Raw genomic sequence first — 10,347 nt, 5'->3', positions numbered from 1 at the left:
AAAAACTTCTGCGACTTTAGGCAAACGCCGCGTCTCCTTTAGGGACGCGCCGTCTCCGTTTAAGCGTGCTGCGGGAAAGGCAAACGCGGCAGGCGGGCTTTCAGCTTGCCAAAGCGCCCACCCCTGCCAGGCGGCGATCCAGGAACGCCAGCGTGTTTTCCGAGTCCATCGAGCTGTCGCTGAGCCAGTAGAGCAGCGTCGCCGAGAGCACCGCCCCCAGAATGGCCCGCTTGCTGTACCAGGACATGTCAGCGCTCTTATCCCCGGCCGCGAACCAGACCGCATCCGCCATCCGGGCGATAATCTTCGCCAGGCGCGGCGCATTCATCGGCAGCACCAGCCAGGCCATCGCCCGGCGCACCGCCTCTTTCTCGCCCGCCATCAGCTCCAGCCTGGCCGCCACCGCCGCGCGCACCCGCGCTGTCGTGCCACTCTCCGCCCCCTGCCCCAGCCGGGCGCGGATCATCCGCTCATCGCCCAGCTCGAAATAGGCCGCGATCATCTCCGCGCGTCCGCCGGGAAAGGCCAGATCCGCCTCCGCCGCATCCCGCCCCAACCCGCTCAGCGCCATCCGCAAGGATTTGCCGGTCCAGCCGTCAAACCCGGCATTCTGCGCCAGCGCGTCAATCAGCGCGGCCTTCTGTTCATCGATCTGCATCACAACAGCTCCTGAGGATATCGATCCAGCTCCTCATTATAGCCGAACCGGCTGAAATCCTCCATCCGCATCGGGTAAAGCACCCCATCCAGATGGTCCGCCTCATGCTGCACCACCCGCGCGGCAAAACCGGTCAGCACCTCATCAAAGACTTTGCCATCCTCATCCAGCCCGCTCAGGCGGATCTCCCGCCAGCGCGGCACCGCCGCCCGCAGGCCTGGGATGGACAGGCATCCCTCCCAGCCCAGCTCCCGCCCCGCCGCCTCATTGGGGGTGATCACTGGGTTCACCACCGCCCGCAACGGGATCTCCGCCCCCTCACCCCGGCCGGGTGGCACCCGGAACACGAACAGCCGTAGCCCTACATGCACCTGCGGCGCCGCCAGCCCGACTCCGCCGGCATCGAACATCGTCTCCGCCATGGCGGCGATCAGCGCCTGGATTTCCGGCGCCGAAACATCCTCAACCAAGCCCGCCTTGGCGAGCAGAACCGGGTGCCCCATGCGGGCGATCTTCAGAATCGACATATTTGCATGATTGCCCCAGCAGAAATGGTTTGGCGAGCGGATGTTTTGTGCTATAGGGCCGCCCAGCAGTTCTCGGCCCGTGGCCCCAATTGGTCGCGCGCCGCGTTTGTCCGTTTAAAATTTTTTGTTTGGAGCACACAGCCCAGTGCAAGTTCTCGTTCGTGACAACAATGTCGACCAAGCGCTGAAGGCGCTCAAGAAGAAGCTGCAGCGCGAGGGCGTGTTCCGCGAGATGAAGCTCCGCCGCCATTATGAGAAGCCCTCCGAGCGCCGCGCCCGCGAAGCCGCCGAGGCCGTTCGCCGCGCCCGCAAGATGGAGCGCAAGCGGATCGAGCGCGAGGGCTTCTAAAGCCCCTCCCGCCTCCGGGCGGGTCGCTTACCAGTGTCAGATCAGCCGCACGCGGGTTCCGCGTCGCGGCTTTTTTGATCTTTGAAGCGCAGTAAATCACGATCTTGAGCCGCCAGAGTGGCTTTTGGAGTAGCCTCTCAGCCCTTCTGGATCACCAGCACATGGCTGCCATCCGCCTGTTCGAGCAGATCCAGCGGCTCATGCCCCTGGTCGGCGGCGGCGCGCGGCACGTTGCGCAGCGGGTCCTCGCCTTTCAGCTTCACCAGCAATATCTGCCCGCTCTCCATGGCGTCCAGCGCGAGCCTGGTCCGCACGAAGGTCATCGGGCAGGTTTCGGCGGTGATATCGATGGCTTTGTCGTGTTTCGGCAGGTCGGCAATCAGCATGGCGGTCTCCCTTAAGGCTGGACCGGATGACAAAGTTAGGCCACAAGGCTTACCGATGAATATAAGCATCGAGCGCCTGTGCATAGAGAACGGGCTGAAGATGACAGGTCCGCGCAGGGTGATTGCGCGGGTGTTGTCGGAGGCGACCGACCACCCGGATGTGGAAGAGCTGCATCGGCGGGCGAATCGTATCGATAACCATATTTCCCTGGCCACGGTCTACCGCACGGTGCGGCTGCTGGAGGCCAAGGGCATTCTCTCCCGCCGCGATCTGGGCAGCCGCCGCGCGCGTTATGAGGCCAGCGGCGATGGCAACCATTTCCATATGGTCGACAAGCTCAGCGGCAATGTCATCGAGTTCGAGGCCCCGGCGGTCGAAGCGGCGCTGCGCGAGATCGCCCTGAAACATGGGCTGGAGGTGGATTTGATCAAAATCGAGCTGTTCGGCAATCCGGTCGCGCCATGAACGAGACCAGCCTGCCGCATCTGCCGCGCTTTACCATCGGCAACGCCGCCCCCGGCTTCGCGGAGCTGCGCGCCGGCAATCTCGGCGTGCGCCTGGCCACCACCGAGGCCGAGCTGAGGGCCGCGCAATCGCTGCGTTACAAGATTTTTTATGAGCAGATGGGCGCCAAGGCGGATGCCGCCACCCTGGCCAGCCAGCTCGACCAGGACGAGTTCGATGCCATTGCCGACCATCTGCTGGTGGTCGATCACGATCTCGGCGAGGGGGCCGAGAGCGTGGTCGGCACCTACCGGCTGATCCGCCAGGAGGCGGCGGAAGCTTTCGGGCGCTATTACTCGGAAAGCGAATACAACATTTCTGCCCTGCGCGCCTTCCCTGGCCGCAAGCTGGAGCTGGGCCGCAGCTGCACCGCCGAGGCCTATCGCAGCCGCATGGTCATGCAGCTGCTCTGGCGCGGCATCGCCGCCTATGTCTTCCACTATGGCATCGAGCTGATGTTCGGCTGCGCCTCGCTCTCCGGCACCGACCCGGATGCCTTGGCCGCGGAGCTGACCTATCTCAGCCTGCATCACCGCGCCCCGGAGGCGATCCGCCCGCGCGCCCTGCCGGACCTCTATGTCGAGATGGCCAGGCTGCCACCCGAGGCGATCGACCCGAAAGGGGCATTGATGCGCCTGCCGCCGCTGATTAAAGGCTATCTCAGGCTCGGCGGCTTTGTCGGCGATGGCGCGGTGATCGACAGCCAGTTCAACACCACCGACATCGCCATCATCGTGCAGACCGATCTGGTGACTGAGAAATATTACCGCCATTATGAGCGGGATACGCGCTGATCCGGCCCCGGCCGCGAACCGCGCGCGAAGGGATTGACCTATGGCTGAAGACGATCTGAACACACCCGAATCCCTGCTGCCCTATGATGAATGGACGCAGGATGCGCTGCGCCATGTCGTGGTCAGCGCGCTGCGCCATGCCGCCGCGCAAGGGCTGCCGGGCGAGCATCATTTCTACATCACCTTCAAAACCGGCTATCCCGGGGCGATGGTGCCGGACCGGCTGAAGGCGCAATACCCGGATGAAATGACCATCGTGCTGCAGCACCAGTTTCACGGCCTGTCCGTGGAGCCGGATGGCAGCGCCGTCTCCGTGGGCTTGAGCTTCTCCGGCATCCCCACCACTTTGGTCATCCCCATCGCCGCCATCACCAGCTTCGCCGATCCGGAAGTGCGCTTTGGCCTGCAATTCGAGGTCGAGCTGCCTGAGCCGGCCGAGATCGCCGCACGCCCCGCTGTCCAGAGCGAGGACACACCGGCCCCGCCCAACGACCAGCCCGCCGATGTGGTGAGCCTGGACGCCTTTCGCCGCCGTCAGAAAGACTAAAAATCATGAACGCACCCCTGAAACGCAGCCCTGGTTTCGCCTTTTCGCCCATGTTCCCGCTCGGGCATGACGACACCCCCTATCGCAAGCTCGATATCGAGGGCGTCTCGACCATCGAGGTCGAGGGCAAGACGGTGCTGAAAATCAGCGAGGGGGCGCTCTCCGAACTGGCCTTCCAGGCCTATCATGATGTCTCGCACCTGCTGCGCCCGGCGCATCTGGCGCAGCTCGCCAACATCCTGAAAGACCCCGAGGCCAGCGAGAATGACCGCTACGTGGCCATGGAGTTCCTGAAAAACGCCGCCATCGCCGCCAAGGGCGTGCTGCCGATGTGCCAGGATACCGGCACGGCTTTGATCTTCGGCAAGAAGGGCCAGCGCGTCTGGGTCGAGGGCAATGAGGAGGAGGCGCTCTCCTGGGGTGTGGCGCGCACCTATACCGAGACCAATCTGCGCTATTCGCAGATGGCCCCGCTCTCGATGTTCGAGGAAAAGAACACCGGCACCAATCTGCCGGTGCAGTTCGATCTGATGGCCTCCCCCGGCGGCTATCACGATGACGAATTCAGCCTGCAATTCATCGCCAAGGGCGGCGGATCGGCCAACAAGACCTATCTCTACCAGGAGACCCGCGCGGTCCTCACCCCTGAGAAGATCTACGCCTTCATCGAAGCCAAGATCAAAACGCTGGGCACCTCCGCCTGCCCGCCTTACCATCTGGCCATCGTCATCGGCGGCACCTCGGCAGAATTGTGCCTGAAGACGGTGAAGCTCGCCTCCACCAAATATTACGACCATCTGCCCACCGAAGGCGATGCCACCGGCCATGCCTTCCGCGACCTGGAAATGGAGCAGAAGGTGCTGGAGATCAGCCGCAAGATCGGCATTGGCGCGCAGTTCGGCGGCAAATATTTCTGCCACGATGTCCGCGTCATCCGCCTGCCCCGCCACGGCGCCTCCCTGCCCATCGGCATCGGCGTCTCCTGCTCGGCGGACCGGCAGATCAAGGCCAAGATCACCAAGGAGGGCGTGTTCCTCGAACAGCTGGAGACCAACCCGGCGAAATATCTGCCCGAGATCGAGGGCGAGCATCTCGGCGGCGAGGTCGTCGCCATCGATCTGAACCGCCCGATGCGCGAAATCCTGGCCGAGCTGTCCAAGCATCCGGTGAAAACCCGCGTGGCGCTCACTGGCACCATCGTGGTGGCGCGCGACATCGCCCATGCCAAGCTGCAGGAGCGGCTGGACCGTGGCGAGGGCATGCCGGACTATATGAAAAACCACCCGGTCTATTATGCCGGCCCGGCGAAAACCCCGGATGGCATGCCCACCGGCAGCTTCGGCCCCACCACGGCGGGGCGCATGGACAGCTATGTCAACGCCTTCCAGGCGGCCGGCGGCTCCATGGTGATGCTCGCCAAGGGCAACCGCTCGAAAGCCGTCACCGAGGCCTGCCACAAGCATGGCGGCTTCTATCTCGGCTCCATCGGCGGCCCGGCCGCGGTGCTGGCGCAGAACAACATCACCAAGGTCGAGGTGCTGGAATATCCAGAGCTTGGCATGGAAGCGGTATGGAAGATCGAGGTGAAGGACTTCCCGGCCTTCATCGTGGTCGACGACAAGGGCAATGATTTCTTCGCGGACCTCGCGTAAACGGCCATGAAATTCACCGTCGACCGGGTCGATCACATCGTCATGGTCTGCCGGGACCTGCAGGTCACGGCGGGCTGGTATCAGCGCGTGCTCGGCATGGAGCGCGAGGAATATGGTGGCAAGAACCGCACGGCTCTGCGCTTTGGCGGCCAAAAAATCAATCTCCACGAGGTCGGGCATGAGGTCGTTCCGCACGCCCTCACCGCCCAGCCCGGCACGCTGGATCTCTGCCTGGTCGTGGCGGTCGGGCCGGAGGATGTGATGACGCATCTGAAGGCCTGCGGTGTCGAGATCGAGCGCGGCCCGGTGACGCGCATCGGCGCGCTGGGGGATATCATGTCCGTCTATTGCCGCGATCCGGACGGCAATCTCATCGAGCTCGCCTCCTATCTCGGCGCCTGATGCAGCTTTCCGATTTCGGCTATGATCTGCCGGAGGCGCGGATCGCCACCGCCCCGGCCCGCCCCCGTGATTCCGCCCGGCTGCTGCATGTGACGCAGGGCGCGCTGCACGACCATATCGTGCGCGACCTGCCCAGCCTGCTACGCCCGGATGATCTGCTGGTGGTGAACGACACCAAGGTCATCCCCGCCCAGCTCTCCGCCCGGCGGGGCGAGGCCAAAATCGGCATCACGCTGGACCGGCGGCTGGATGACGGCACCTGGCGGGTGCTGCTGCGCAATGCCAAGCGGGTGAAGCAGGGCGACCTGCTGGAGATCGACCCGGATTTCTCCGCCCGGGTGGAAGCGATGCTGGAGGGCGGCGCCGCCCTGCTGCGCTTTACCGCGGATGATTTCTACGCCGCCCTGGCGCGCTCCGGCGCTCTGGCGCTCCCACCTTACATTCCAAGGCCGGACGGCATCACCGAGCAGGACAAGGCGGATTACCAGACCCTGTTCGCAGCGCATGAAGGGGCCGTCGCCGCGCCCACGGCGGGGCTGCATTTCACCCCGGAGCTGCTGGCTTCACTCCAGGCGCGCGGCATCGAGCTGGCGCAGGTGACGCTGCATGTGGGGGCGGGCACCTTTCTGCCGGTGCGCGTCGAGGTGATCGAAGAGCATAAAATGCACGCCGAGCGTGGCTTCATCACCGAGGCGACCGCCGCGCGCATCAACGCGGCCAAAGCCGAAGGCCGGCGCATCATCCCCATCGGCACCACCGCCCTGCGCCTGCTGGAATCCGCGGCCACCGCAGAGGGCGTGCTGAAGCCCTTCGATTCCGAGACGGATATCTTCATCTATCCCGGCTACCGCTTCAAAATCGCCGATGCGCTATTCACCAATTTCCACCTGCCGCATTCCACCCTGCTGATGCTGGTCAGCGCCTTCGCCGGGCTGGAGCGGATCAAATCCGCCTATGCCCACGCCATCGCGAATGGCTATCGGTTCTACTCCTACGGCGATGCCTGCCTGCTGGAACGCGGTTAATCTGGCCCCGCGCCAGCTTTCCGGCTAATCCCCTCCCATGACGACCCCTGATTTCTCCTTCACCCTGGCCGCCCAGCATGGCCAGGCCCGCGCCGGCACGCTGCGCACCGCCCATGGCGAGGTGCCCACCCCCACCTTCATGGCTGTCGGCACCGCCGGCACGGTGAAGGCGATGACGGCGGACGCCGTGCGCGCCACCGGCGCGAAAATCGTCCTCGGCAATACCTACCATCTCATGCTGCGCCCCACCGCCGAGCGCGTGGCCCGGCTGGGCGGCCTGCACAAGATGATGGACTGGCCCGGCCCCATCCTCACAGATTCCGGCGGCTTCCAGATCATGTCGCTCGCCAAGCTGCGCAAGCTGGAGGAGAAGGGTGTCACCTTCCGCTCGCATATTGACGGCACCGCCTATGAGCTGACGCCCGAGCGCTCGACCGAGATCCAGCATCTGCTCGATGCCACCATCACCATGCAGCTGGATGAATGCACCAAATTCCCCGCCACCCACCGGGAGGCGAAGGAGTCGATGGAGCTGTCCATCCGCTGGGCGAAGCGCTCGCGCGACGCGTTTGTAAAACGCCCCGGCTATGGCCAGTTCGGCATCATGCAAGGCAATGTCTATGAGGATCTGCGCCGCATCTCGGCCGAAGCGCTGCAGGAGAATGCGTTCGAAGGCTACGCCATTGGCGGGCTGGCGGTGGGCGAAGGCCAGGAGACGATGTTCGCCGTGCTGGATTACTGCACGGATTTCCTCCCCGCCGACAAGCCGCGCTACCTAATGGGTGTCGGCACGCCGGACGACCTTCTGGGCGCGGTGGCGCGCGGCGTGGATATGTTCGACTGCGTGATGCCCACCCGCGCCGGGCGCACCGCCCGCGCCTTCACCAGCAACGGCATCTTCAACATGCGCAACGCCCGCTTCCAGGACGATACCCGCACGCTGGATGCAAACTGCGCCTGCCTCTGCTGCACCCGCCACACCCGCGCCTACCTGCACCATCTCTTCCGTTGCGAGGAAATGCTGGGGCCGATGCTGCTGACCATCCACAACCTCACCTACTACCAAAACGTGATGCAGGGCGCGCGCGAAGCCATCCTCAACCACGACTACGATTCCTATTGCGCGGATGTGCGCGGCCAATGGCAGAGAGGACCAGATGCATGAGTGATGATCGCTACGCCGGGCTGCAGCAGCTCGGCACCAAAACCGAACAGCCGCGCAGCCCGGAAGAGGCAATCCTTGAGCGCGTGCCCGCGAAAACCGGCGGTAAGCACGCCATGGTGCGCTTTGTCTGCCCGGAATTCACCTCGCTCTGCCCAATGACCGGCCAGCCAGATTTCGGCCATATCGTCATCGACTACATCCCCGATGAATGGCTGGTGGAAAGCAAGAGCCTGAAACTCTTCCTGCAATCCTTCCGCAACCATGGCGGGTTTCATGAAGCCTGCTCCTTGATGATCGCCGACCGGCTGGTGGAGCTGCTCGCCCCGAAATGGCTGCGCCTGGGCGCCTACTGGTATCCGCGCGGCGGCATTCCCATCGACGTGTTCTGGCAAACCGGCAAACCGCCCGAGGAAGCCTGGATCCCCGACCAGGGCGTGCCCCCCTACCGTGGCCGCGGCTGAAAACGCCCCCTGGCGGCCTTCAGGCGGCGCATGTCTGCGCGCCGGTGCTCACGTACTCATGTACGCTGCGCGCCGGTGCTCGACATCCACCACCTGACGACGCACCATGGAACGTTTTCAAAACGCAACTCTAAAAACCCTCATCCGTGACAAGGCGGCGAGCCTCGGCTTCGCCGCCACCGGCTTCACCCGCGCAGCATTGCCGCCGGAACGCCTGGCCTACCTGCAAGACTTCCTGGCCGCTGGCCGCCATGGCGGCATGGGCTGGATGGAAGAGCGCACCGAACAGCGCGCCCATCCGCAAGCCCTCTGGCCCGAAGCGCTCAGCGTCATCACGCTCGGCTTCTCCTACGCGCCGCCGACCGACGCATTGGCCAACCTCACCCGCCCCGACATCGGCAACATCTCCGTCTATGCCCGCAACCGCGACTATCACGACATCATCAAGGGCAAGCTCAAACATCTCGCCCAATTCATCGCCGCGCGCGGGGCGGGGGTGAAGGTCTTCGTGGACACCGCGCCGGTGATGGAAAAACCGCTGGCCCAGCAAGCGGGTTTAGGCTGGCAGGGCAAACACACCAACCTGGTCTCGCGCGCCCATGGCTCCTGGCTGTTCCTGGGCGAAATCTACACCACGCTGGAATTGGAACCAGACGCCCCAGGGCGCGACCTCTGCGGCTCCTGCACCGCCTGCCAGGAAGCCTGCCCCACCGCCGCCTTCCCCGCCCCCTACCAGCTCGATGCCAGGCGCTGCATCTCCTACCTCACCATCGAACATGACGGGCCAATCCCCGAGGAGTTCCGCACCGCCATCGGCAACCGCATCTATGGCTGCGACGATTGCCTTGCCGTCTGCCCTTGGAACAAATTCGCCAAGGCCGGACAAGAGCTGAAACTCGCCGCCCGCGACGACCTCACCGCTCCTAAATTGGCGGCGTTGGCCACGCTGGACGATGCCGGCTTCCGCCAAAAATTCTCCGGCTCGCCCATCAAACGCATCGGCCGAAACAGGTTTTTGCGTAACGTGGCGATTGCGGTTGGCAATAGCGGAGAGTTTGGAATGCTGCCGACAGCGGAGCAACTAGCGGCGGATGATGACCCGGTGGTAGCGCAGTCTGGCGCCTGGGCGGCGGCAAGATTGCGCGGCTAGGCTCCTGCCCTTGCAGAAGCACGCCCTGCCCTCAACAAAACGCCTTTCTTCCTTTCCCGCATGTCGCGGATGTCTGCCGCGAAAAATCACATCCAGCGACAAAAAAGCGCGACACGAGAGCGCCATATGTCTCCGCAAGGCGAAAGATCGTCGCGTAATTTACAAGTTATGCGACAACCGGCGGCTTGGTTGTGGAGTAACGGGCGCTCGGGTTTCAGAGCGATGCAAGTCGAATAGCTAAAACGAGCCTGAAAAGTTGCATAACCTATGCCTGCTACGAGAAACGCAACTATCATCACCTTTCTTTACGCATAATAGATGACCAGGGCCGTTACAGTGAGGAATAGAATATAGCCGCCAAACAGTCCGGCAAAGAGAGGCCCAATGCCTTTAGTCTTTACGATTTCATTAGAAAACGTCGGCGGTGCGCCAGCAACAGCTGATGTTTTTTGAGTCAGGTATTCAGCTATATCCGTCAGAGACGCCGCAAATACCTTGCCCGAAATCGAAGTTAGCAGTTTTCCCTCTTTGGAAAACAGCCTTACTGCATCCACGGCTCTCTCGCGTGGTGACAAATATTCCCCCCTGTAAACAAGAGTATTCATGTCCCCATGATAGACCCACCCCAACTGTTCTGTAGGGAATACCATTTTCCTCTCGCCTGATCTTCTCCAAATGATTTGTTTGTCGCGGATTTCGAGTAGGGGCGGACGAAAGAAAACTAGC

General features: G+C 63.3%; 14 protein-coding genes. 10 read left to right on the top strand and 4 right to left on the bottom strand.

Translation table 11 applies throughout. The features are described 5' to 3' along the window. Positions 1-100: 100 nt before the first annotated feature. Together MXAZACID_RS14275 and def are read right to left on the bottom strand one after the other, a co-directional pair. Complete coding sequence (locus MXAZACID_RS14275) at positions 101-658, bottom strand: COQ9 family protein (protein WP_008495168.1); 558 nt, start codon at positions 656-658, stop codon at positions 101-103. Then, on the bottom strand, positions 658-1,185 hold the full coding sequence (gene def / locus MXAZACID_RS14270; RefSeq protein WP_008495167.1) for a peptide deformylase: 528 nt from the start codon (positions 1,183-1,185) through the stop codon (positions 658-660). The genes MXAZACID_RS14275 and def overlap by 1 nt, the downstream gene beginning before the upstream one ends. 145 nt (positions 1,186-1,330) lie before the next feature. On the opposite strand from def, the gene rpsU reads away from it, so the two are divergent. After that, positions 1,331-1,534: a 30S ribosomal protein S21 gene (rpsU, locus tag MXAZACID_RS14265; RefSeq protein ID WP_007421557.1), complete on the top strand. Its 204-nt coding sequence runs from the start codon at positions 1,331-1,333 to the stop codon at positions 1,532-1,534. A gap of 137 nt (positions 1,535-1,671) precedes the next feature. On the opposite strand, the gene MXAZACID_RS14260 is transcribed toward rpsU, so the two are convergent. Beyond that, the gene (locus MXAZACID_RS14260) at positions 1,672-1,920 is read right to left on the bottom strand and encodes a sulfurtransferase TusA family protein (protein WP_008495164.1); all 249 of its coding nucleotides are present in this window, start codon (positions 1,918-1,920) and stop codon (positions 1,672-1,674) included. Positions 1,921-1,975: 55 nt separating this feature from the next. Between MXAZACID_RS14260 and MXAZACID_RS14255 the strand changes: the two genes are divergently transcribed. The 9 genes from MXAZACID_RS14255 (at position 1,976) to queG (ending at position 9,621) form a co-directional block, all read left to right on the top strand. Further along, complete coding sequence (locus MXAZACID_RS14255) at positions 1,976-2,386, top strand: Fur family transcriptional regulator (protein ID WP_008495163.1); 411 nt, start codon at positions 1,976-1,978, stop codon at positions 2,384-2,386. After that, positions 2,383-3,219 (top strand): GNAT family N-acetyltransferase, encoded by an 837-nt coding sequence (locus MXAZACID_RS14250; protein ID WP_008495162.1) that lies wholly within the window; start codon positions 2,383-2,385, stop codon positions 3,217-3,219. The genes MXAZACID_RS14255 and MXAZACID_RS14250 overlap by 4 nt, the downstream gene beginning before the upstream one ends. Before the next feature lie 40 nt (positions 3,220-3,259). Next, positions 3,260-3,766: an SspB family protein gene (locus tag MXAZACID_RS14245; protein WP_008495161.1), complete on the top strand. Its 507-nt coding sequence runs from the start codon at positions 3,260-3,262 to the stop codon at positions 3,764-3,766. A 5-nt stretch (positions 3,767-3,771) separates the two neighbouring features. Continuing rightward, a complete protein-coding gene (locus MXAZACID_RS14240) occupies positions 3,772-5,418 on the top strand; it encodes a fumarate hydratase (protein ID WP_008495160.1) in 1,647 nt (548 codons plus the stop codon). 6 nt (positions 5,419-5,424) lie between these two features. Continuing rightward, entirely contained in the window at positions 5,425-5,820 is a 396-nt protein-coding gene (locus MXAZACID_RS14235) for a VOC family protein (RefSeq protein ID WP_008495158.1), read from the top strand. After that, positions 5,820-6,845, top strand: coding sequence for a tRNA preQ1(34) S-adenosylmethionine ribosyltransferase-isomerase QueA (queA, locus tag MXAZACID_RS14230; protein WP_008495157.1), 1,026 nt, complete (start codon positions 5,820-5,822; stop codon positions 6,843-6,845). The genes MXAZACID_RS14235 and queA overlap by 1 nt, the downstream gene beginning before the upstream one ends. A 37-nt stretch (positions 6,846-6,882) precedes the next feature. Then, positions 6,883-8,010, top strand: a complete 1,128-nt coding sequence (gene tgt / locus MXAZACID_RS14225) for a tRNA guanosine(34) transglycosylase Tgt (protein WP_008495155.1) — start codon at positions 6,883-6,885, stop codon at positions 8,008-8,010. Beyond that, complete coding sequence (gene queF, locus MXAZACID_RS14220; protein ID WP_008495153.1) at positions 8,007-8,471, top strand: preQ(1) synthase; 465 nt, start codon at positions 8,007-8,009, stop codon at positions 8,469-8,471. The genes tgt and queF overlap by 4 nt, the downstream gene beginning before the upstream one ends. A 106-nt stretch (positions 8,472-8,577) precedes the next feature. Further along, positions 8,578-9,621: a tRNA epoxyqueuosine(34) reductase QueG gene (gene queG / locus MXAZACID_RS14215; RefSeq protein ID WP_008495151.1), complete on the top strand. Its 1,044-nt coding sequence runs from the start codon at positions 8,578-8,580 to the stop codon at positions 9,619-9,621. 305 nt (positions 9,622-9,926) lie between these two features. Here the strand turns inward: queG and MXAZACID_RS18845 are convergent. Beyond that, a partial coding sequence (locus MXAZACID_RS18845; protein ID WP_008495150.1) for a hypothetical protein occupies positions 9,927-10,347 on the bottom strand: 421 nt, incomplete at its 5' end.

This window comes from Acidocella sp. MX-AZ02, assembly GCF_000306035.1.
Lineage (GTDB): Bacteria > Pseudomonadota > Alphaproteobacteria > Acetobacterales > Acetobacteraceae > Acidocella > Acidocella facilis.
The sequence above is the reverse complement of the archived record's forward strand: the minus strand, read 5'-3'. Positions and strand labels throughout refer to the sequence as shown.